The organism is Candidatus Hydrogenedentota bacterium, from assembly GCA_018005585.1.
Classification (GTDB): domain Bacteria; phylum Hydrogenedentota; class Hydrogenedentia; order Hydrogenedentales; family JAGMZX01; genus JAGMZX01.
On the sequence record JAGMZX010000096.1, the window covers coordinates 1 to 22,281 of the forward strand.

A 22,281-nucleotide genomic window follows, 5' to 3' on the forward strand; every position below is an offset into this window, starting at 1 on the left:
CGGGGCCCATGGGGCGTACGTCTTAGCCGGCGGGTACGGTCGATTGGCGCCGTGGAGGCGGCTTGGGCACAAACCGTTCGGCGGCGCGAACAAACGCTTGACTGAAACGCACGTTTGAATTACAATACGGATGTGTGATGGTTTTTCAAGGATTGCGGGAATAGGACCTGCGCAAATCTATGGAACGCCCCCTGGATACGAAGGCCGCGCTGCTCGAAGCCGCAGGCGAATTGTTCGCCGAGCTAGGTTTCGAGGGGGCAAGCGTGCGCGCGATCGCGGAGCGCGCGGGGACGAATGTTGCGTCGGTAAATTACCATTTCGGCAGCAAGGAGCGCCTGTATGCCGAGTTGTTGCAGCGGGTGTTGCTGACGATTCGCGGGGCGGATATCGAGGAGTTTCTTCGGCCGCCGGAGCGCATTGCGACGCCGGACGGCGCCGCGTCGGTGGTCCGGGAAGTGGTCCGGGCGCGTTTCGCTTCGTATTTCTCGGATACGCATCCGTCGTGGTACCGGCGTCTGGTGATGCGCAGCCTGATCGAGCCCTCGGCGGTGTTGCAGCGGCTGATGCGCGATGTGTTCGTTCCGGAGCACGCGGCGTTGTCCCGGGTGTTTCGCGGGGTGAATCCCTCGCTGACGGAAGAGGAGATTTCGCTGTTTTCCTTCACGCTGACGGGGCAGATCGCGTTTTTCGGCTTCGCGGAGATCCCGATTCTGGCCATTCTGGGCAGGGATCGGTACGACGGCGCATTTCTGGAAGCGGCGGCGGACCACGTGGCCACTTCCGTGATTGCGGCGCTGGGGTTGAAGTAGCGCGAGGGATTGCGCGGGACGTAATGAAAGCAGGATAAGAGCATGGCAAGAACCACACGAGTGCGCATGGTGCTGGCGGGATGCACGGCGGCCGCGGCGCTGCTGCTGGGCGCGGGCACGTTTCTGTATGCCTCCCGTTATACGAACGCCGCGCCGGGAGACGCGCCGCGCGGCGCGGATGCGCCGGCGACGACGGTGGAGGTGATGCCGCTCGCGCTGCGGGACTTCGAGCGCCGCGTTCAGGTGCAAGGCACGGTCGAGGCGAAGCGGACGGCAGTGGTGTCCGCGAAGATACCCGGTTCTCTGGAGGCGATCTTCGTTGACGAAGGGGACACGGTGTCGGCCGGGCAGACGCACTTGTTTCAGACCGACGCGCTCAAGCTTCAGAAGGCCGTCGAAGTGGCGCAGCAGAACCTCGCAATCGCCCGGTGCGGCAGGCGCGAGAAAGAAGCATACCAGGAGCGGCTGACGGCGGACTTCGAAAAGGCCCGGATCGATTACGAACGGCACCAGTTGCTGTATGAAAGCAATTCGATTGCGGTGGACGTGCTGGAGCAGCAGCAGAGCCGGTACCGGCAGTCGGTGGCGATGTGCAAGCATGCGCAAAGTCTGGTCGACCTGGCGCTCGAGCAGGAACGTCAGGCCGAAGCGGCGCTGGCGATTTCGCAGAAAGACCTGGGCGATACGCTGGTCATAGCGCCGCTCACCGGCAAGGTGACGCACCGGTTCCTCGAACCAGGCGAGATGGCGGGCGCGGGCACGCCGGTGTTGCGGATCGAGGACCCGTCGCTGGTCGAAGTGTCCGCTTTCCTGCCGTCGCAGTATTTCGCGGAGACCGTGCCCGGCGAGACCCAGATGCGGATTCGTGTATACGACATCGAGGTGGGCGATTTCCCGGTGAGTTTCCGCAGCCCGACGATTAACCCGAAACTGCGCACCTTCGAGGTGAAATGCGAGATTCAGGACCCGCCGGAGGGCGTGGTCTCGGGCGCCATGGCCGATATTGCGGTGCTGCTGGGACAGCGCCGGGGCTTTGGCGTCCCGAAGGACGCGGTCCAGATTCGCGGGGACAAGCCCGTGATTTTTGGCGTTGAGGAAGGGGAGGCGCGGATGCTGCCGGTCGAGACGGGCTTCGAGTACGAGGGCATGGTGGAGATTGCGGGCGACGGGCTTCGTGAAGGATTGCCGGTCATCGTTGTAGGCCAGTTTCACGTGCAAGAGGGCCGTCGCGTCGCGGTGCGGCAGGAGACCCCATAATGTCGCTGTTGAGCGCGCCGATTCGACGCCCCGTCGCGGTGGCTTGCGTGGTCATTGGCCTGTCGCTGCTGGGGCTGAACGTCTACCGGAAGATGCCCCTGGAGTTCTTCCCGCGCGTGGACATGCCGTACGTCACGGTGATCACCGTGTATCCGGGCGGCAGCCCCCTGGAGATTGAAACCGACATCGCCAAGCGGATCGAAGACGTGGTGGTCGCCATTGACGGGCTGAAACACGTCTCGTCCGTCTGCATGGACAACGTGTGCCAGACCTTCCTCGAGTTCAACCTGAACGTGGACGTCGACGTTGCGGCCAATGACGTCCGGGAGAAGATCGACCTCATTCTGAACGACCTGCCGTCCGGTTGCGAAAAGCCAAAGATCCTCAAGTTCGACGTGAACGCGCAGCCGATCATCAATCTGGCCCTGAAGGGCCGCGCTACGCTGGAGGAATTGCGCGACTACGCGGCCAACACGCTCAAGGACCGCCTGACCGTGATCTCCGGCGTCGCGGAAGTGCAGGTCATCGGCGGGGCGGAACGCGAGGTGCAGGTCCTTCTGGACCGGGACAAGCTGGCGGCGCGCGGCCTGAGCAGCATGCAGATCGTCGAGGCAATCCAGAAAGGCATTCGTACCGTTCCTTCGGGCCGCGTGCGCGAGGACGGCATCGAATACACGGTTAAATTCGACGCCGAATATCAGAACGTGGATGAGATCGGCGACCTCGAACTCGTCAGCGAGGACGGGTCGCGCTGCTACCTGAAAGATGTTGCGACGGTGCGGATGACCACGGCGGAACTGCGCCAGGCCTCCTATATCGACGGCGTGCCGTGCATCGGCATTCGCGTTGTGAAGAAGGCTGACGCCAATGCGGTCCAGGTCGTCGATGCCGTGCGCGCGGCGGTGGCCCGGCTCAATACCATGCTGCCCGGCGACATGGAACTCGAATGGATTTCGGACGACGCAAAAATGATCCAGGCGTCGGTCGACAGCGCCGTCGAGAATATCGTGCAGGGCATCCTGCTGACAGCGCTGATCCTGTTCCTGTTCCTGTACAACCTCCGCACGACCATCATCGTCGCCGTGAGCATGCCGGTCACTATTCTCGTGGGCGTGTTCTGCCTGACCTACTGGGACTACAGCCTGAACTTCTCGACCTTGATGGCGGCCGGCCTGTCAGTTGGCATTCTGGTAACGAATTCGATCGTGGTCCTGGAAAGCATTGTGACGCACTTCAACCGCAGCGGCAATCCGAAGGAAGCCTCGATACAAGGGGCGTCGGGCATCGCGGTCGCGGTGGTCGCCAGCGCGGGCACCAATCTCGTCGTGCTCTTCCCCGTGGCGGCGATGAAATCGCAGATCGGCATGTTTCTCGCACCGTTTGCGGTCGTCATGATCCTCATGACTGCCGCATCGCTGTTCGTTTCGTTCACGTTGACGCCCCTCTTGTCGGCCGTGCTCTTGAAACCGGCCCCGGCGGACCGGAAAGGTCTGCTCCGGCGTGTGGAGGCCGTGTGGAACCGGGGCTTTGACCGCTTCTCATCCTGGTTTGGGGTAATGCTCGACTTTTTTGAGCGGCGGCGCTGGGCCGCCGTGCTAGTGCTCGTGCTGGCGCTCGCGGCGTTTCTGCATGCAATGTGGCTCACGCCCTCTCTCGGTTTTGACTTCTTCCCCGAGGAGGACGGGGGCGAGATTGTGGTCAAACTCGAATTCCCAACGCACTACGACCTCGACCGGACCATTGGCCGGGTGAAGGATGCCGAACGGTTGCTGTCCGACTTGCCGGAAGTCCAGAAGGTCTTCACCACGGTGGGCAAAGCCGAGGGCATCTTTGGGCGCTCCTCTGAAGGTGTTTACCTCGGCCAATTGCTGATGGTCGTTTCCGACAAGACGGACCGGGACATCTCGATCAACGAGATTATGGACAACGTGCGCGCGCGCCTTGCGAGCTTTCCGGATTGCCTCCTGTCTGTATCGCAACCCACGGCGATAGGGGGAACATCTTCGGAAGTGGAATTGGAGATCGCGGGCGAAAGCCTGGACGTGCTTGATGCCCTCGCTCTGAAATCATTGACGCTGGTGAACGGCATCCCCGGCTTCGCCGACCCCGACACAACGGTCCGTCCGGGCAAGCCGGAGTTACGGGTACGCCCGAACCGGGCCGTCCTTTCGGACCTGGACATCCCCGCGACAGGCGTCGGCTTGACCTTGCGCGCGAACTTGGAGGGTATCGATGCGGGCGTGTACAAGCAGGGCGACCGCAACTATGACATCGTCGTGAAGATGCAGGAACAGGAAGGCAAGGATCAGGTCGAACAGTTCTTGTTTCCCGGGCCGCCAGGCCGTCCATTGCTGCTGACAAGCCTGGCAAGCGTCGAGGAGACGCGGGCGCCCATCCGGATCACGCGCAAAGACAAGGAGCGCATTTCGAAGCTCTTTTCGAACCTCGAAGGATGGAAGCCCTTGGGCAACGCGGTCATGGAATTGTCCGCCGCTCTCGGCGAAAAAGGCGAATTCCCCCCCGGATATCGCTACCGGTTTTCCGGCCTCTACGAGATCATGCAGGAGGCCAACATGGAGTTTATCAGCGCGTTCGTGATTGCCTTCATTCTGGTGTACCTGACCTTGGCCGCATTGCTGGAGTCGTTCAAGCAGCCGTTCATCATCCTGCTGACGGTGCCGCTGGGCTTCATCGGGGTAATCTGGGCGCTCTATCTCACCGGCAATTCCGTATCGATGGCGGTTTCCCTTGGCGCCGTCATGTTGATCGGCATCGTTGTCAACAACGCCATCCTGATCATTGATGAGGCCAATGCGCAGGTGGCCCAGGGGATACCCCGCCATCAGGCCATGGAACGCGCCGCGGCCAGCCGGCTGCGCCCCATTGTCATGATCACCCTGGCGGCCGTGCTGGGCATGCTGCCGCTGGCCGTCGACAGCAGCCTCGGCAGCGAACCGCGCGTCCCGCTGGGCATCGCCTCGATTGGCGGCATCCTGATCAGCGCGGTTCTGACGCTGGTCGTTATTCCGGTGGTCTACAATCTGTTCACGCGGCGCAGCAAGTGACCTGCTCCCATCTTGCGCATGGAATTGCGGCGGGATAACGATGTGACCCGCGCACGGGCCGGTCTTGGGTTCCGGCGGCGCCGTTCTTGCGTATTCCCGCCCCGGCCCGCATAATCCCGTGCATGTTCTCCGCATTGTTGTTCAGCCTGCTGGCGGCGGCCTCGACCGAAGTGTGGACGACGCCCACACTGAGCCCGCCCTGGGACGCGGACCGCGGGGGCGTCGACGTGTCGCAGGAGGCGCGGCTCTATGCCGCACAGGGCGAATTCGAGTCCTTCCTGCTCTTCGTCCGTGCGGGCCGCAAGGGCGTTAAGGGCCTCGCTCTTGAATGCGAAGCCGGGAGCGCGCTGCCGCCACCCACGTTCTATGAAGCCGGTCCGGCATATGCGCTGAAACCCTCGTCCCGCATGATTGCGCCGGGCGCCGCATGGCCGGACGCGTTGGCGCCGGTTGCGCCGCGCGACCTGGCGTCGGCCGAAACGGCGGTCTTCTGGGTCTGCTTCGAGGTTCCGCGCGGCGCGCGCCCCGGCGTCCACGAGACCACTGTGCGTGTCATGAGCGGGAAACGGCGGGTCCGAACGGTGCCGGTCCGGGTCGAGGTCTTCGCTTTTGCACTGCCCGAAGTGCCGAGCCTGCGGGTTTATGCAACGCTCGACCGCGGCGCGATGCGGCGCATCTACGGTCTCGACGAAATCGACCTGGAAGGCTGGAAGCCCGTCTATGACGCCCTCGCGCCGTTACGCATCTCCTATTCCGTCTGGGATGGCAGCGCCGAACTCGTTCGCATAGACGCAACGGGGCGCGCGGAAACGGGCGCCTGGAAAGAACACCTTGCCTACGCGGTGAATGCGGCGCGCATGGCCGCCATCGACGCCGGCGCGAGCGGCCGCCTCGCCCTGCTCGTCCCGCCGCCTCCGCCCGGCGAGCCGCAGGATCCCCTGCAATTCCTGCTGCATGATATGGGCAATTGGCTGGCGGAGCGGGGCTGGCTGGAGCGTGCATTCATAGAGACCGTCATTCCGGCGCAACGGGACCAGTGGCCCGGCGCACTGGCCACGTTGCACCGCATCTGGCGTGCCGATAAGCGGTTCAATCGGCTCATCGCCACGCCGCTGCACCCGCATTGGGAACGGTACGCCGAAATCTGGACCGCGCCGTATCTGGCTTATGAGCCGGAGTACGCGCAGCGGTTGCGCACGGGCGTTTCGCTCGTTGAGGGGCCGGCGCCGCAGGTCCGCGCGCGCGCCTCGTCCTGCGGCGCATCCGCCGAAGGCGCGCCCACGCTGGCCCAGGATGCGTGCGATGGTTCGCTCGTGAGCGCGTGGCGGCCGGAACGCGCCGCAGGCAGCCGGGACACCGCATGGATTGAATTCGGGTTCGAAGCGCCGCTGCCCCTGCGTTCGCTGCGGGTTGTCTGGGCGGCGGAGCGCGCGCCCGAGGGTCTCGCGGTCGAGACTTCCTACAACGGAAATGCCTATGCCCCGTCCACGGCGGCGTGGCAGCATCGAAGCCTGTGGGGAACCTGTCCCCGCGTGGAATCCATGGCGTCTCTTGCCTATGAGAAAGAGGTGCTGGGCGCGCGGGTGGCGTTTCGTTGCGACGGAAACGCCCCGCCCGCTATCGCGGAGGTTAGCTTCAACCCCACGGAAGGCCAGGACACACGGCCCCCGGACGCGCCGCGGGTCGCAACTTGGCTGCAAATCCGAAACGATGCCTTTCCTTCGCTGGCGTTGGATGCACACCCGGCCGAGGCGCGCCTCGTTGCATGGGTCTGTCACAGCCGCGGACTCGAGGGATGTCATGCGGGGCACCTGAATCACTGGCCCGGCGAATGGCTGCCGGGCATGCCTGTGATTCGCATGGACGAGGCAGCCCGGCAGATGCTGGTCTATCCCGGGGCCGCGGGTTGTACGCCTTCGGCGCGAGCCATGCGCCTGCGCGACGGCATCGAAGACTTCGAATATATGAAGGCCTTGGAGGATGCCGTCCTTCAGGGCCGGGCCTCGGTCGAGGAAGCGCGCCGCGTCCTGCCGCCCATCCTTTTCGGGCCTCAACCGATGCCCGAGGAACTGACCGAACTGACAAGACGCATGATGGAGATTCGCGTTGCCGTCGGCCGCGCGCTCAGCGCCTTGCCGGGCAGAGAGAACTGACGGGCTCTTTACGCGCGGGCCTTCTCCCCCAAGAGCGCCGCCAGGAGTTCGCGCAATTCGTGCGCGGGATGAATCTTGGGGAAACAGCATGAGGCGCCGGCGCTTTCCAGCTTGCGCGCGTCCACTGCGTCGCTCGCCAGCAACACGAGGGGCAGGGCGGCCGGCAGTTCCGGGTCGCTGCGAATCATGGCGCAGAGTTCGAGCCCGTCAAACACGGGCAGGTTCGGGTCGATGAACATCAGGTCCGCGTCGCAGGCCATGCCGTATGCGTCCTGCCCGTCGAGCGCTTCCGCGACGTCATGGCCCTCCGCCGTCAACTCGGCGGACAGTATGGCAACACTCGGACCATCCGTGCTGGCAATAACAATTCGAGCCACGAAACCAGCCTCCAATGAACGCGCCTGTCTGGAAACATGATTGCACAGTCCTGCCGCATCCCACAAGACGCCCGGCAAGACTTCAAGTTATCCCAATACGTGATTCGCACCTCTTGCAAGAGCGAGGCATGCCCCGCGCCTGCGAAACGCAGGCGAAGTCGCCCCCCGTTTCAACGGCGTCTTCGCAAGAAATGCGCGATTTCTATTGTCATACCGTTCTTGGAACAGCCTCTACCCAAACCTGGGCAGACATCTGCCGCCCCGGAGACCCACAGCGGATACTTCTCGAACCGGTTTTGACAGCGACGCCCAAGTTCTGGTAAAGTCCTGTTGGCAAGGGGGAGAAATGGTCTTGGCATTCCAATCGGGCAGGCGTGTAAAGTGTATTTCAAGGCGTAGAAGCTCTATTCCATCCGGCCTGATGCCAAAACCGGAGGCGAAAGGAGGGATGCTCTTCGACCGGACGTGATGCTGCCTCCAGGCATCGAGCGGACGCGATGTGGCCCTATAGGTAACAGGACACGGCGCGCATCCCCGCGGAGTCGCGGGTGAATGTTGCGTCAGCGCGCCCGGAAACATCCGGGCGCCGCAACAATGAGGAGAATCGCGTCATGCATTTTCTGAGACCATTAATCATAGCCACGCTGGCGGTGTGCATGGGCATCGGCGCCTTCGCAGAACTGCAGAACGTTGCGGTCGGCGGCTCGCTGCGCATCCGCGGCAATATGTACGAATCCGATGACTGGGCGCCCTTCGACGTCTCGTCGGTGGAACAGCGCACGCGTCTCAGCGTGAAGGCCGATTTCACGGACAACGTCAGCGCCTTTCTCGAACTAGACAGTTACGACGTCTGGGGCGAGGACTTCCGGTCCAACTACATCACGGGCGTCGACGGCCGCGCCGCGAGCGGCGACGACGTCGAGTTTTATCAGTCTTACATCGAGGTCAACCAGATGTGGGATACGCCGCTGATGCTGCGCGTTGGCCGTCAGGAGTTGTCCTTTGGCAGCGAGTGGCTGATGGGCACGAACGACACGGCCGCGTTCTTCCCCGGCCTGTCCTACGACGCTATCCTGCTGAATTACGGGACCGACATGGTCAGCATCAACGCCTTCTGGGGCAAGCTTGCCGAGACGTTCGGCGATTTCGGCAATGACGACGTCGACCTGTACGGCCTCTACGGCAGCTACCTCGGCCTCGAGGACGTGGTTATCGATGCGTACTGGCTGTTTGTCCGGGATGACGAATCGGGCGCGTTCTCGCCCGCATTCCCAGACATCGGCCTGCATACCGTCGGCCTCCGCGGCGCCGGTGAAATCGGCGCGTTTGACTTCGAAGCGGAATTGGCCTACCAGTTCGGCGAGGCGGACCTGCCGGATTTCCTGTGGTGGGACAATGACTTCGATTACGACGCGTTCGGCGGCAACCTGGAACTTGGCTACACCTTCGACGCCAGCTGGCAGCCGCGCATCTACATCGGCATGGCCTACCTCGAAGGCGCCGAGGACAACGACGGCATCCTCGGCTGGGATCTTGAAGAGGACCTCAGTTTCAACCGCCTGTTCTCGAACTGGGAGTATTCCGAGTTCCTCGAGAACACCGACCTCTCCAATGCCATCGTCTACCGCGCCGGAATCGGCGTCCAGCCATCCGAGAGCCTCAGTCTCCTGCTCGCATTGAGCTACTTCCAGGCGGACGTGGCGGAAGACTACGGCATGTGGTTCTGGGAATGGACGGCGGATGACGACCTGGGGCTGGAAGCGGGACTCTACGCCGACTATCAGTACAGCGAAGACCTCGTCTTCCGCGCCGGTTATGCGCATCTGTTCGTGGACGACGGTATCGAAGACGGGAACTGGGTCAACCTGAACGGCCTGGCGCAGCTCGCCGCCCCGGACGATGATGACCTGGACTACGTGTTCGTCGAGACGGAAATCAGCTTCTGATTCTGACTGCACTATGTGGTGCGGCCGAATGCGGATTGCCGTAATGCCCCCGCGGGTTGTCCGCGGGGGCATTGTGCCTCATATGAGGCCGGACGCACCACAATATCTTGTGGTCCCGGTCCCGGCACAGCAAACAAATTGATGGCGAACGCAATCTTGACAAGGGGTGGTGCATCTGCTAGACTACCGCGCGTCAAGGGGAATGCTCGGGCATTCCTGAGTGTGTTTTTCCCTGTGTAGACTGTTGCTGGAAGGAGCTGTTGTGCATCCGGCCCGGCGCATAAACTGGACAGGAAAGGAGGGATGAGCATTTAGCGAGCGTAAGGCTTGCTCCGTGTGCGTCGGCGAGCGAGGGATGTAGACCTATATACAGTGCGTGGCGCGCATGACCGTCGTTATGTGGGACGGTCAGTGGAATGCGCGCCGCGGAGTGACTGCCGCAAGGCAGAAGGTATAAGCGAAGGAGATTTTCTATCATGCGTTCTTTGTTAAAGGTAACGGTTTTCGCGGCGCTTCTGGTGTGCATGAGCGTCGGCACGTATGCCGAACTGCAGAATGTGGCAGTCGGCGGCAACGTCCGCATTCGCGGCGATGTGTTCGAAGCTGACGATTGGGACGCGATCGACACGGCGTTCGTCGAACAGCGCACGCGCCTGAGCGTGAAGGCTGATTTCACGGACAACGTGAGCGCGTTGATCGAGCTCGACAGCTACGACATCTGGGGCGAAGACTTCCGCTCTGTTTACATCACCGGCGTTGACGGCCGCGCCGCCAGCGGCGATGACGTGGAAGTCTACCAGTCGTACATCGAAGCGAGCGAGATGTGGGACACCCCGCTGATGCTGCGCGTCGGCCGCCAGGAACTGCAGTTCGGAAGCGAATGGCTGCTCGGCAACAACGACACGAGCGCCCTGTTCCGCGGCTTGTCGTATGACGCCGTCTTGCTAAACTACGGGACGGACATGGTCAGCCTCAACGCCTTCTGGGGCAAGCTGAACGAAACCTTCTCGGATTTCGGCAATGACGACGTCGACCTGTACGGCATCTATGGCAGCTACCTCGGCCTCGAGGACGTGGTCATTGACGCGTACTGGCTGTTCATCCGCGACGACGAGTCGCTGACGGCCGCCGACATCGACCTGCACACCATTGGCCTCCGCGGAGCTGGTGAAATCGGTGCATTTGACTTCGAAGCCGAATTGGCGTACCAGTTTGGCGAGTGGGAGTTGCCCGGCATTCTGTGGTGGGACGACGACGCGGACATCGACGCGTTCGGCGGCAACCTGGAACTGGGTTACACCTTCGACATGAGCTGGCAGCCCCGCGTGTATTTGGGCATGGCCTACCTCCAGGGCGGCGAAGAAGATGACGGCTGGCTCTGGTGGGATGACGAGGACGAAATCGGTTTCAACCGTCTGTTCTCCGATTGGGAGTACACCGAAATCCTGGACAACACGGTTGCGGCTGACCTGTCCAACGTGATCATCTATCGCGCCGGCCTGAGCGTGCAGCCGACCGAGAGCCTGGACCTGGCCCTCGCGCTCACCTATCTCGAAGTGGATGAGGCGCTCGAAGGCGGCTGGTGGTTCTGGTCTTGGGAAGCCGACGAAGACCTGGGTCTGGAAGTCGGGCTCTATGCCGACTATCAGTACAGTGAAGACCTGGTCTTCCGCGCCGGTTGGGCGCACCTCTTCGCCGATGACGGCCTGGAAGAGGGCAACCTGGTCGGCCTGAATGGTCTGGCCCCGGTCGTTGCTGACGATGATGAAGACGTTGATTATCTGTTCCTGGAAACGGAAATCAGCTTCTAATTCTCTGAAGCGCGAAATCTGATCTGTAACAGCGCCCCCGCGGGCAACCGTGGGGGCCTGTTCTTTCAGGGGTCCGCTTGCAGCATCGCCCAGACCGCGGTCCGGCCTGACCTCTCATGAGACACGCAACGGCGGACCAGCGTTGATCCGCACAAAATCCGGGTTGACAGGAACTTATGGGACATGCGCGGGCGATGCGTCTCGCGTCTGGCAGCAATGTGCGTGCAGCGCGGCGCGCCGGCTCATATGCGTGCAGGTTTTCGATCCGTGCCCGGCGTATGCCATATTAGCCGGGAGAAGAACGAGACGAGACATGCCCGGATCACGACCCGAACTCTGCCAAGACGCTTCGCGCATGGGAAGGACTGGATGCGCCCGAAAGGCGTCCGCGCGCCGCGCCTTGTTTTCCCCTGAGATGCCGGTGCATGTTCTTTCTTTGGGGCGCTTGGGGCCGTTTCATACGTTCCGGCGTCCAACGCCACAAAAGGCCGCACGCTCGTGAGCCGCCTTGCGCACATAGCCGCGGTCTTCTGCGAACTGGCCGCGCTGGTCCTGCTCGGTGTCGCGATGGGCGCAGGCCGGCTCGACCAGGGCTGGTCTTTCCACGGCCCGGTATTCGGGGCGCTGTTGCTGCTGGCGATGCTCACCGGGACGGTGTTGCCAAGGCAAATGCTGCGTTCGGCGTGTGTACACGGCCTGCTTGTGCTGGGCGCGGTGCTGTTCACGCTTCCGTTCGCATGGCTGCTCGTCACCAGTTTCAAATATCCCGAGGAAGTTGCCGCCTATCCGCCGCGCTGGGTTCCCGCCGTGCCAGGCGCCACGACCCGTTCGCCTTTCGTGAACGCCGAACTGTTCGACGATTGGCGCGTCCCCGACGCGCTTGCCCCGGAACGCTGGGAAACGCTCCGCCCCCGCGCCGAGGCGGTCCTTTGGGAGGCGGGCAGGGCACTGCTCGGGCCGGACCGGGTCCGGGGACTCGCGGACCGTGAGTTACGGCCCGTGTTGACGCGGGCGCTCTGGCAGGCAACCTCCTTGAGCGTTCCTCTCGACATCTGGGAAAAGGCGGATACGGTCATCCTCGGGGCCTTGCGCGCGCGCGTCGACAGCGAGCGCATGGAGCAGGTCTGGAACCTGGTCTTCCGGTGTGTAGCTTTACGCGCGCCGTCTTTCGCGGATATCGAACGCCGCGAATATCCCCTGGACGCCACGCGCCCCTTCGAGGCGTACGCGACCCCCATCGGCGCCGCGCGGCTCGCGGCCCGGCCCGTGTCTCTCCTGCCGGATGCCGCGCCGTTCCTCCTGTTGGAATACGACATGTCCACGGAACCGGAGGCCGGGTTCCGTGCGGAACTGCCGCTCCCCATGCCGCCGGAACAACTGCTGAGCGTCACGGTGCCCTTGCGCCAGGACCGGAGCTGGCACCGGCTGCGGGTGGAACTGGAACTCGGCGGACGACGCTACGTTTCGGACGCCCGGCTGTATCTCGGCCTGTACCGCTGGCAGGAGCTTTCGTTCAAGATTGCCGAACGGGACGCGCGCGACGAACGCGATGTCGGCATCTGGCCGCTCGCCGCCGCCCGCGATCAGCAGAACGCCTTCAACGAGCCGGGCCGATGCCGCCTGACCGTGCGCCTGCACCGCGCGTCGGCGTTCGCCGCGCTCTGGAACAAGTACACGCAGAACTACCGCGACGCGTGGGTGGCCGGCAAGCATTGGGACAGCTACATCTTCAACAGCGGGTATCTGGTTGGGTTCAACGTGCTGGGCCAGATAATCGCGTGCTCGCTCGTCGCTTACGCGTTCGCGCGGCTGCGGTGGCCGGGACGCGACGCTCTCTTCTTCATCATGCTCGCGACGATGATGCTGCCGCCACAGGTGACCATGATCCCCGTCTTCCTCGTGTTCAAGGAATTGGGCTGGTACAACACGCTGAAACCCCTCTGGGCGCCCGCATTCACGGGCGCGGCGTTCTTCATCTTTCTGCTGCGTCAGTTCATGATGGGCATCCCGCGCGACCTCGAGGATGCCGCGCGGATCGACGGTTGCGGCTTCTACGAGACCTATGGCCGCATCATCCTGCCGCTCGTGAAACCCGCGCTCGCGGCAGTCGGCATCTTCACGTTCATGAACACGTGGAACGATTTCATGGGGCCGCTCATCTACGTCAGCGATCAGCGCCTCTATCCGCTGGCGCTGGGCCTTTTCGATTTCCGCCAGGAGCACGGCGCGGAATTCGGCATGCTCATGGCAGCATCCACGTTGATGATCCTGCCCGTTGTGATACTCTTCTTTTTCGCGCAGCGCTATTTCATTCAGGGGGTCACCCTGACGGGCATGAAAAACTGAGGATATTCGCATGCACAGAGTGCGCATCGGATTTGTCGGCGTGGGCGCGATGGGGCAGTGCGCCCATCTGAGGAATTACGTCACGCTACCGGATTGCGAAGTTTCGGCTATCGCCGAACTGCGGCCCGAACTCGCGCGGAAGGTGGCGGCGAAGTACGGCGTGCCGCGCGTCTATCGCGATCACCGCGCCCTGCTCGCGGCGGAGAAACTGGACGGCATCGTCGCGTCGCAGCCGTTCACGCGGCATGGCGCGCTTGTGCCGGAACTCCTGGAAGCGGGCGTGCCCATCTTCACGGAAAAGCCGCTCGCGGCTTCGGTGGAAACCGGACAGCGCCTCCTGCGCGCGGTCGAACAGAGCGGCACATGGCTCATGGCCGGCTACCACAAACGCAGCGATCCCGCCACGATGTACGCGAAGTCCGAGATCGACCGCTTGAAACAGTCGGCTGAACTCGGCCGCATCCGGTACGTGCGCATCCTCATGCCCGCGGGCGACTGGATCGCGTCCGGGTTCACAGACCTGGTCCAATCGGACGAACCCATGCCGCCGCTGGAATGCGAGCCGCCTGCGTCCGATATGGATGCCGCCACATACGACGAGTACGTGAGCTTCGTGAACTACTACATCCATCAGGTGAACCTGATTCGGCATCTCCTGGGTGAACCGTATCATCTGAGGTATGCGGACAAGAGCGGGGTCCTGCTCGTCGCCGAAAGCGAGAGCGGCGTTGCCGGAACCATCGAGATGTCGCCCTACAAGACCACTGTCGATTGGCAGGAAGAGGCCCTCGTAGCGTTCGATCACGGTTACGTCAAGTTGTCGCTGCCTGCGCCGCTCGCCGCGAATCGGCCGGGCCGCGTCGAAATCCTGCGCGACCCCGGCAAGGGCGCCCGGCCGGAAACCGTGTCGCCGTCCCTGCCCTGGGTCCACGCGATGCGCCAGCAGGCGATGCACTTCTTGGCGGCCATCCGCGGCGAGACGCGGCCGCCGTGCGATGCGCGCGAGGCGCTGGATGATTTGCTTGTCGCGCGCGAGTATATTCGCCTGCGCTTCGAGAAATAGCATGAGAGACATCGCGGACAAGGTAGCGCTGGTCACGGGCGCGGGCAGCGGCATCGGCAAGGCCACGGCCGTCGCGCTTGCCCGCGAAGGCGCGCGACTCGTGTTGTGTGACGTGAACGAAGCGGCGGTGCGCGAAACCGCTTCGGAGGTCACGGCGATCTCGACCTGCCTCGCGGCGCGGCGCGTGGATGTATCGAAGGCGGATGAGGTGGAAGCCTTCGCGAACGAGGTCCACGCGCTCGCGCCTGCTGTCGACATTCTCGTGAACAACGCGGGCGTGCATCTTGTCGGGGGCATTCTCGACCTCTCCCTCGAAGACTGGAAATGGGTGCTCGGCGTGAACCTGTGGGGGGTGATCCGTTGCAGCCACTGCTTCGTGCGCAAGATGGCAGAACGCGGCGCGGGCGGGCACGTCGTGAACGTGTCGTCCATGCACGGTTTCTGGGCCGCGCCGCACGTCATCGGCTACCTGACCGGCAAGTTCGGCATCTACGGCTTCTCGGAAGCGCTCCGGGCTGACTTGCGGCCTTACGGCATCGGCGTTTCCACCGTATGCCCCGGCATGATCCGCACGCGCTTGCTCGAGAACATGCGATACAAGGCCGGACCGGACACCGCCGCCGCGCGCGATCATGTCGAGGAAATCTATCGCCGCCGCGATTACGGGCCCGAGAAGGTGGCGCGCGCCATCGTCCGCGCGATTCGCCGGAACCGGCGCCGCGTGTTCGTCTCGCCGGAATCGTGGCTGATGTACCGCATCGTCCGCCTCTCTCCCGAACTGGGCGCAATCATCGCCCGTGCGGCCGTCCGGCGCATGTTTCCCGGGGCTGGAACGAACAATCCGCGGAGAAAAGAGTGATAATGACGAAGACAAAGCGTTGCCTTATCCCTGTGTGCGCCGCGTGGCTCCTCATCTTTGCCGTTTCGCCGCCCGGATTTGCGCTCGAGCAGTGGCCTGTGTTGCTGGATTCGGTCAAGAACGACGCGGATATGCAGCCCTATGCCGCAGTACTCATCGAAAAGGCCCGCGAAGCTGCCGCCTTGCCGATCATCAAGCGTCCGAAGACACTTGCCGAGGTGGGACAGAACCGCACGTGGCTCGACGGACGCAGCAACGCGCTTGAAGATGAAATCCGCGAGACGTTTGCGCTCGCGATGGCCGATTTCGCGGCCTGCAGCGCGCTCGCGCAGGAATTGCCGGTGCTCGCGGCGGCCTATCGCCTTACGGGCGAAAAAACGCTCCTTGGTCACATAGTTGCGCAATTGGAGGAAATGACCGCGTGGTCGCCGTTGCAGCGGCCCGGCTGGACCCTCTATGCGCCGGGGCATCGCCTTCCGCCGGACGGCAAGGACGGCAACTGGCTCGCGACCGGCTGCGGCGTGCGCGCGATTGCGGACACGCTCGCCCTATTGCCGGAAGACGCGCTCGACGCCGGGCTCCTCGCGCGCATCCACGCGTTGCTCGAAATGGAAATCGCGGGCGTTGCCGACGATTGGCAACAGAAGCGCCCGTGGTTCGTGCGCTCGGACAATCCGGTAACGAACCAGTGGGTATTGCCGACGGAAGGGCTTGTGCGCGCCTGTCTCGTGTTGGGTGTGGATGCTCACCGCGACGCCTACGAACTGGGCGTGCGCAACCTGCTGCGTGCGCTCGACGCGCACGGCGCACGCGGCGAATTCGAGGAAGGCTTCGGCTACGCGGGGTTTACCGTCACGTCGCTTGCGCACACGGCCTTTGCCATGGCCGTCGCGGGCGACCGCCGCGCCATCGACCACCCGTTCCTGAAACACTTCCCCACGTGGTATGTCCATCATCTGCAACCCGGCAAGATGGTCATCAACTGCTTCGACGCGGGCGGCGCCTATGACAAGGCGGCGGACATGCGCCCGCTCCTGTCGCTGCTCGCGGTCTGCACCGGCGACCCCGTGTGCCTCTGGGGCCTCGACCGGGTTGGCGGGCCGTCGGATGACCTGCCGGGCCTTGCCGCGCGCGGAATACCCGCGGACGCGCCGCGCGTCGCGCCGCCGCTCTTCGCGCAGTACGAACGCGCCGCTCGCGTGAACTGGCGCGGCAGTTGGCAGGACGACGCGACGGGCGTCTGGGTGCGCGGCGGCCATCCCCTGGACCAGCACGACCACCAGGACCGCGGCCACGTGAACTTCATTCTTCGCGGGCAGCCGGTGCTCATCGAGGCGGGCACGCCCGCGTACCACCATCCGCTCATGATGACGCACTATGCGACCGGCGCCGGGCACAACGTCCTGCAAATCGGGACCGACGCGCCCGAACGCGGGGGCGACGCGGGCGAATACGTCTGGTTCCCCGGCTGGCAGAAGCGCGGCGGCGCCGCGCCGGTCACCGTGAACCGGCTCGACGGCGAGGGCGGCGATGTGACTGTGGACGGGACCGCCTGCTACGACGGACTGACGCAATGGTCGCGCACCGTGGCCTGGACCGCGGACCAGTTGCGCGTCACGGACCACGTTCGGCTTGCGGAAAACGCGCCCGGCATCATTCTCTTCCGCTGGCACCTTGGCACGGAATCGCCCGTGAACCTCGCCGGCGAAGGCACATCGTGGAGTGCGGACTGGCCGGGCGCGCGCATCACCCTTGAAGCCGACACGCCCTTGACCGCAACGCAAAGCCTCAAGCCGGACCACACCCTCGCGGGCCACACCGGCGAAGACGCGCCGACGAACGTCCACACCTGCCTCATCGTCCAGACCACCGCGCCGGAATCCGCCCTGTCTCTCACCACCACCGCCCTCTAATCAGGAACTGGCACAAGCGCTTGCGCGCTTCGAGCGGTCGCTCTGCGCCGGAAAGCCGAATGGCAGACGCATAGAGGCGCGGCTACTTTCCTGGAGACGCAACGCAGAAGCATCACGGGCATGCCTGTTTTCAAGAGCGGTGCTGCAAGGGGGCGGAACTCATGTCGCAGGGCGGACCTTGCAGCGGCGCGAAATTATCGTGAGACGGTGAATATCCGGCATACTGGCGGCCATCCTTGAACCAAGGGAGCACAAAAACCATGTTCGCGGAACTCTTCCCGGATTTCATGCTGCCGCGTCTCGTTCTTATCGGCTGCCTGGGCATGACGGCGGCGCAAGCCGGACTCGCGCCCATCGAATTGACGCTGGTGGACGGCGAGGCCATCGGTTACGCCGTGTTTCAGAGCCACAACCAGAAGGTCGTGGCGAACGCGCACGGCATCTTCATGACCCACCTTCGCACGCGGAACGAGGCGTACACCGCACAGACGTGGCGCCTCTCGCGCAGCACCGACGGCGGCAAGACCTTCGAAACGGTGTACGAGGCAACGCATGCGACCAACCCGCCCGTGCTCGAAACGGACGCCGCCGGCACGGTCTATCTCGCACGTCCGGATTTTGAGGATGGCAACGCCTATCTGTACCGGTTCCTGGCGGAGAAGGATTTCCAGGACCCGATTATGACGGTGATCCCCGGCGCGGCGGCGGGCAAGTACTCGATGAGCATGGACGCGGCGCGGGGGCAGCTTTATTTCTTCGCACACAACAACACGTTCAACGTCATCGGTCTCGACGGACAGGTGCGCACGCCGGTGACGCTGCTGCAACAGGGTCCGAACGCCTGCCTGCAGTACCCGCTGCTCAGCCTCGCGGCGGACGGCGCGCTGCACGCCGCATGGACCACGCAGAAGCACGGGGTGTACCTGTATTGGGACATTCATCACATCGTGTCGCCGGACGGCGGGCAATCGTGGCGCGCGCCCGGTGGCGCGACCCTGACGCCGCCGATCGTCGCGGATGACACGGGGCCCGCGCCGCGGATCACGAGCGACGACGAATTCGAGGCGCATACATGGCTGGCGAGCTTTCTCGCGAAGGGCGGCAAGCTGCATTTCGCTTACATGGCGCAGACCACGCCGCCGCGCATGCACTACGCGCGCTACGACTCCGCGACAGGCGCGCGCGAAGTCTTTCTCGAGTCGCAATTTCGAGGGGACACGCTGGAAGTCCTGTCGCTGGATGGGTTCTTCGCCACGCGCGACGGTTCGCCCGAGTCGCCGCTGTATTTCGTCGGCTCGTTCCAGGGGCGCGTGGTCTGCCTCGCGAGCACGGACAACGGGACCACCTGGCACGACCATGCCGCCGCCGATGCGGTCTATCAGCCCTATAGCGTGGGCGGCTGCCGCACCGTCACCCCGGACGGTTGCATTATCGGCTCATTCACCGATCAGTCGGGCAACAACACCATTCCGGACCGCCAGTCCCGTGTCTACTTCTTCCGTATTCCGGCCCGATGAAGGGCTGATTTTCATCCTCGTTCCAACGCTCCCGCGGTGGAAAGCCTCCCCTTGGCGCGCTGCGCCGGCAAACCGGGCGACACACGCATCGAGACGGGGAACAACGCGAATTCGAAACGCAAATCCAGGCGGAAGTCCGGGGAAACCCGCGGGCCGCGTCGCGGCTTTCTATCCCTGTGTTCCGGCGCTGTGGCGGTACGCAAAGACCTTCACCATTTCGAGCGTCACCAGGCCTTCCTCGATCAGGCCGTCGAGTTCCGGCAGAAACGCCTCGATGCGCTCCGGCTTGTCCACAATCTCGATCACGAGCGGCAGGTCTTCGGACAGGCGCAGTATCTTCGACGTGTGGATGCGGCTGTTTGCGCCAAACCCAAGGATGCCGCGCAGTACGGTGGCGCCGGCCATGCCCCGCTTGCGCGCCATCTCCACAATGACCTCGTAGAGCGGACGGCCCTCGTGCCGGTCGCTCTCGCCGATGAAAATGCGCAGGAGTTGGGCTTCCCAAGGCAGTTTCATACGCGTGTCCTCACCATGCGCGGCCCGCGAACAGGCCCGCGAACAGGGCCGCCAGCCCGGCGCAGTTCATGACCACCACGTTCGCGGCGGCGCGGAGCCATTCCGCGTCGCGCATGAGTTCGCTCGTTTCGAGCATGAACGCGGAAAACGTCGTGAATGCGCCCATGAACCCGATCAGCACGATCGCGCGCGTCTCGCCCGTAACCTGGATGCGATGTTCGGCCAGCGTCCAGGCCAGACCCGCGAGAAAACAGCCGGCCGTATTCACCGCCAGCGTGCCCCAGGGAAACGCCGCGCCGGTCCCGCGCTGGACCCAGCCCGAGACGGAGTACCGCGCGAGCGTGCCCAACGCGCCCGCCAATGCGAGCAATAACAATTTCCGCCACATATTCCGCGTTTCGCCCTTGGTGAAAGGCAGCTGCCGTTTCCCCGGACTGCCGCGCCGACTGCTTTTGGTCACGGCGTTCGCCCGAATACGCGGAAAGTCTACCCGATTGTCCGCCATCGGGCAATGCGCCCGCGCCGCACCGGATGCCGGCTGCCCAGCAACAGGCAGAGGGGGCGTCCGGAGCATTCATCGGTGCTGATAAACAATAGTGAGGGAGAAGCGGGCGCGGCCTGACCCCCGCGATCGAAGTTCGGGGGACGGACTGAAGACCGGGCATACCGGCGCAGCAAGAAGCCCGGTCACATCAGGCGCGCGCCATCCGGGTGATATAATCGCGCGGGCACACTATAATACCTCACATCTGCGCAGCAAGAAGCCCGGTCACGGGCGCGCCTCCGGGTGATATGACCGCGCGGGTATACTTATAGTGTTTCACATGACGCGGTCTGTGACAAGGAGAAACGCCCTTTGATCTCGCCCTCGATCATATTGCTCACCGCAGGTGTCTTGGTGCTCGCGAGCGTGCTCGCCAGCCGAATCTCGGACCGGTTTGGCGTTCCGGTGTTGCTCCTGTTTCTCGGGATCGGCATGTTGGCGGGCTCGGACGGCCCCGGCGGTATCCGGTTCGACAATGTCTGGGCCGCGAATGTGGTCGGCACCTTTGCCCTTGCCTTTATCCTTTTCGCCGGCGGCCTGGACACCAATTGGCGCATCATTCGCCCGGTCGCGGCCCGGGGCGCGGTACTGTCGACACTGGGCGTGACCATGACCGCCTTGCTGGTTGGTCTCTTTTCCTGGGGTGTGATTGGATTCAATCTCTCGATGGGTTTGCTTGTCGGGGCAATCATTTCCTCGACGGACGCCGCGGCGGTGTTCGCCATCCTGCGCGCGCGCGGCGTTGGGCTGCGGGGTAACCTGAAGCCGCTACTCGAACTCGAATCGGGCAGTAACGATCCGATGGCGATATTCTTGACCATGGGAATGACCCAGGTATTAACCGTTCCGGGTTTTGGCTGGCCGCAGTTGCTGCCCGCGTTCTTGTTGAACATGAGTTGCGGTGTGGTCATGGGCTTGGCGTCGGGAAAAATCGCCGGGGCGCTGTTTAATCGCATTCACCTCGATAACGAGGGCCTCTATCCCATTCTCAGTATGAGTCTCGTTGTGTTGACCTTCGGTACGACGGAATTCTGGGGAGGAAACGGCTTCCTTGCGGTCTATCTCTGCGGTATCCTCATGAACGGCTCGGATTTTGCCCACAAGCGCGCCGTGACGCGGTTTCACGACGGTCTGGCCTGGCTCATGCAGATTCTCTTGTTCCTGGCGCTTGGCCTGCTCGTGTCCCCCTCACAGCTTCCCGCCATCGCGCTCGAAGCGCTCGCTATCGTGGCCTTTTTGATGCTGGTTGCGCGGCCCGCGGCGGTTGCGATTGGGTTGTGGGGCAGCGCGTTCTCGCGGCGCGAGCAGGCGCTCGTCGCGTGGACGGGCCTGCGCGGCGCCGTGCCGATCGTGCTGGCCACAGTCCCATTGACCGCCGGCTATGAGAACTCGAATACGGTGTTTAACGTGGTGTTTTTCACCGTACTCACCTCCGTGTTGATACAAGGCACCCTGCTGATGCCCGTGGCGCGCTGGCTCAAGGTGGACGAACCGATGGCGTCGCGGCCCCGGTTCTCGATCGCGATCGAACGGGCCGGTCAAGCGCAGGGTGAGACACGCGAGGTCGAGATTCAGCCCAACATGGCGGCTGTTGGCCGCGCCATCTCCGACCTCGGCATTCCGCCCGACGTGCTCATCCTGCTGATCGGGCGCGGCGACGGTTCCGTCGTGCCGCGCGGCAATACCCGCATCGAACCATACGACACGCTGCTCCTGCTCGGCAGTCCGGCGGCCCTTCGAAAGGCCGAAGCGGCGGTATTGTCGCCGCCGAAGCGGGCACGCGAGATGGAAGCGCTCGACGACCCGCTCGCAACACTCCCCATGTCCACCGAAGAGAAGTACCTCGCCAAACAGGTGGTAGTTGTCGGCTATGGCCGCGTTGGACGGCGTGTTTGCGACACGCTGGAAGCACGCAGCGTCCCCTTTGTCGTGGCCGACCAGAACCGCGAGATAGTTGAGCAGTTGCGCGCCCGCAATATCCCCGCCGTCGCGGGAGACGCGTCGGACCCGTTGGTGCTGACGCAGGCGCACATCGCGCGCGCGGCGATCCTGGTCATCGCCACACCCGACACCCTGAAGGCCGGCAAGATGATAGAGATCGCGCA

The 22,281-nt window shown here is 63.7% G+C and carries 15 protein-coding genes; 12 read left to right on the forward strand and 3 right to left on the reverse strand.

All coding sequences use genetic code 11. The annotated features are described in order from the left end of the window. The first annotated feature begins 179 nt into the window (after positions 1-179). The 4 genes from KA184_15565 to KA184_15580 all read left to right on the forward strand — a co-directional run bounded on the left by KA184_15565 (position 180) and on the right by KA184_15580 (position 7,284). On the forward strand, positions 180-809 hold the full coding sequence (locus tag KA184_15565) for a CerR family C-terminal domain-containing protein (protein ID MBP8130996.1): 630 nt from the start codon (positions 180-182) through the stop codon (positions 807-809). Positions 810-851: 42 nt separating this feature from the next. Beyond that, positions 852-2,066 carry an efflux RND transporter periplasmic adaptor subunit gene (locus tag KA184_15570; GenBank protein ID MBP8130997.1) on the forward strand — a complete coding sequence of 405 codons (1,215 nt, stop codon included), beginning with the start codon at positions 852-854 and terminating at the stop codon, positions 2,064-2,066. Next, positions 2,066-5,131 (forward strand): efflux RND transporter permease subunit, encoded by a 3,066-nt coding sequence (locus KA184_15575; protein ID MBP8130998.1) that lies wholly within the window; start codon positions 2,066-2,068, stop codon positions 5,129-5,131. The genes KA184_15570 and KA184_15575 overlap by 1 nt, the downstream gene beginning before the upstream one ends. A gap of 122 nt (positions 5,132-5,253) precedes the next feature. After that, positions 5,254-7,284, forward strand: coding sequence for a DUF4091 domain-containing protein (locus tag KA184_15580; protein ID MBP8130999.1), 2,031 nt, complete (start codon positions 5,254-5,256; stop codon positions 7,282-7,284). Positions 7,285-7,292: 8 nt separating this feature from the next. On the opposite strand, the gene KA184_15585 is transcribed toward KA184_15580, so the two are convergent. Then, on the reverse strand, positions 7,293-7,661 hold the full coding sequence (locus tag KA184_15585; GenBank protein MBP8131000.1) for a response regulator transcription factor: 369 nt from the start codon (positions 7,659-7,661) through the stop codon (positions 7,293-7,295). Positions 7,662-8,272: 611 nt separating this feature from the next. Here KA184_15585 and KA184_15590 point away from each other — a divergent pair. The 7 genes from KA184_15590 to KA184_15620 all read left to right on the forward strand — a co-directional run bounded on the left by KA184_15590 (position 8,273) and on the right by KA184_15620 (position 19,116). Beyond that, positions 8,273-9,607, forward strand: a complete 1,335-nt coding sequence (locus tag KA184_15590) for an alginate export family protein (GenBank protein ID MBP8131001.1) — start codon at positions 8,273-8,275, stop codon at positions 9,605-9,607. 476 nt (positions 9,608-10,083) lie between these two features. Next, positions 10,084-11,418 carry an alginate export family protein gene (locus tag KA184_15595; protein MBP8131002.1) on the forward strand — a complete coding sequence of 445 codons (1,335 nt, stop codon included), beginning with the start codon at positions 10,084-10,086 and terminating at the stop codon, positions 11,416-11,418. Positions 11,419-11,916: 498 nt separating this feature from the next. Beyond that, positions 11,917-13,764: an ABC transporter permease subunit gene (locus KA184_15600; protein MBP8131003.1), complete on the forward strand. Its 1,848-nt coding sequence runs from the start codon at positions 11,917-11,919 to the stop codon at positions 13,762-13,764. Between the two features lie 10 nt (positions 13,765-13,774). Then, positions 13,775-14,827, forward strand: coding sequence for a Gfo/Idh/MocA family oxidoreductase (locus KA184_15605; GenBank protein ID MBP8131004.1), 1,053 nt, complete (start codon positions 13,775-13,777; stop codon positions 14,825-14,827). Position 14,828: 1 nt separating this feature from the next. After that, entirely contained in the window at positions 14,829-15,686 is an 858-nt protein-coding gene (locus KA184_15610; GenBank protein ID MBP8131005.1) for an SDR family NAD(P)-dependent oxidoreductase, read from the forward strand. Positions 15,687-15,688: 2 nt separating this feature from the next. Next, positions 15,689-17,599 (forward strand): heparinase II/III family protein, encoded by a 1,911-nt coding sequence (locus KA184_15615; protein ID MBP8131006.1) that lies wholly within the window; start codon positions 15,689-15,691, stop codon positions 17,597-17,599. A gap of 260 nt (positions 17,600-17,859) precedes the next feature. Continuing rightward, positions 17,860-19,116, forward strand: coding sequence for a hypothetical protein (locus KA184_15620; GenBank protein ID MBP8131007.1), 1,257 nt, complete (start codon positions 17,860-17,862; stop codon positions 19,114-19,116). Between the two features lie 168 nt (positions 19,117-19,284). Here the strand turns inward: KA184_15620 and KA184_15625 are convergent, their stop codons facing one another. Then, positions 19,285-19,632, reverse strand: coding sequence for a DUF190 domain-containing protein (locus tag KA184_15625; GenBank protein ID MBP8131008.1), 348 nt, complete (start codon positions 19,630-19,632; stop codon positions 19,285-19,287). Positions 19,633-19,642: 10 nt separating this feature from the next. Next, positions 19,643-20,020: a CrcB family protein gene (locus KA184_15630; protein ID MBP8131009.1), complete on the reverse strand. Its 378-nt coding sequence runs from the start codon at positions 20,018-20,020 to the stop codon at positions 19,643-19,645. Between the two features lie 468 nt (positions 20,021-20,488). Between KA184_15630 and KA184_15635 the strand changes: the two genes are divergently transcribed. Next, on the forward strand, positions 20,489-22,281 hold a 1,793-nt coding region (locus KA184_15635), incomplete at its 3' end, for a potassium/proton antiporter (protein ID MBP8131010.1).

Bases quoted from the DNA above. Each gene is read 5' to 3' on its own strand.
- KA184_15565 (MBP8130996.1), top strand. From the start codon at position 180: ATGGAACGCCCCCTGGATACGAAGGCCGCGCTGCTCGAAGCCGCAGGC.
- KA184_15570 (MBP8130997.1), top strand. From the start codon at position 852: ATGGCAAGAACCACACGAGTGCGCATGGTGCTGGCGGGATGCACGGCG.
- KA184_15575 (MBP8130998.1), top strand. From the start codon at position 2,066: ATGTCGCTGTTGAGCGCGCCGATTCGACGCCCCGTCGCGGTGGCTTGC.
- KA184_15580 (MBP8130999.1), top strand. From the start codon at position 5,254: ATGTTCTCCGCATTGTTGTTCAGCCTGCTGGCGGCGGCCTCGACCGAA.
- KA184_15590 (MBP8131001.1), top strand. From the start codon at position 8,273: ATGCATTTTCTGAGACCATTAATCATAGCCACGCTGGCGGTGTGCATG.
- KA184_15595 (MBP8131002.1), top strand. From the start codon at position 10,084: ATGCGTTCTTTGTTAAAGGTAACGGTTTTCGCGGCGCTTCTGGTGTGC.
- KA184_15605 (MBP8131004.1), top strand. From the start codon at position 13,775: ATGCACAGAGTGCGCATCGGATTTGTCGGCGTGGGCGCGATGGGGCAG.
- KA184_15610 (MBP8131005.1), top strand. From the start codon at position 14,829: ATGAGAGACATCGCGGACAAGGTAGCGCTGGTCACGGGCGCGGGCAGC.
- KA184_15615 (MBP8131006.1), top strand. From the start codon at position 15,689: ATGACGAAGACAAAGCGTTGCCTTATCCCTGTGTGCGCCGCGTGGCTC.
- KA184_15620 (MBP8131007.1), top strand. From the start codon at position 17,860: ATGTTCGCGGAACTCTTCCCGGATTTCATGCTGCCGCGTCTCGTTCTT.
- KA184_15625 (MBP8131008.1), bottom strand. From the start codon at position 19,632: ATGAAACTGCCTTGGGAAGCCCAACTCCTGCGCATTTTCATCGGCGAG.
- KA184_15630 (MBP8131009.1), bottom strand. From the start codon at position 20,020: ATGTGGCGGAAATTGTTATTGCTCGCATTGGCGGGCGCGTTGGGCACG.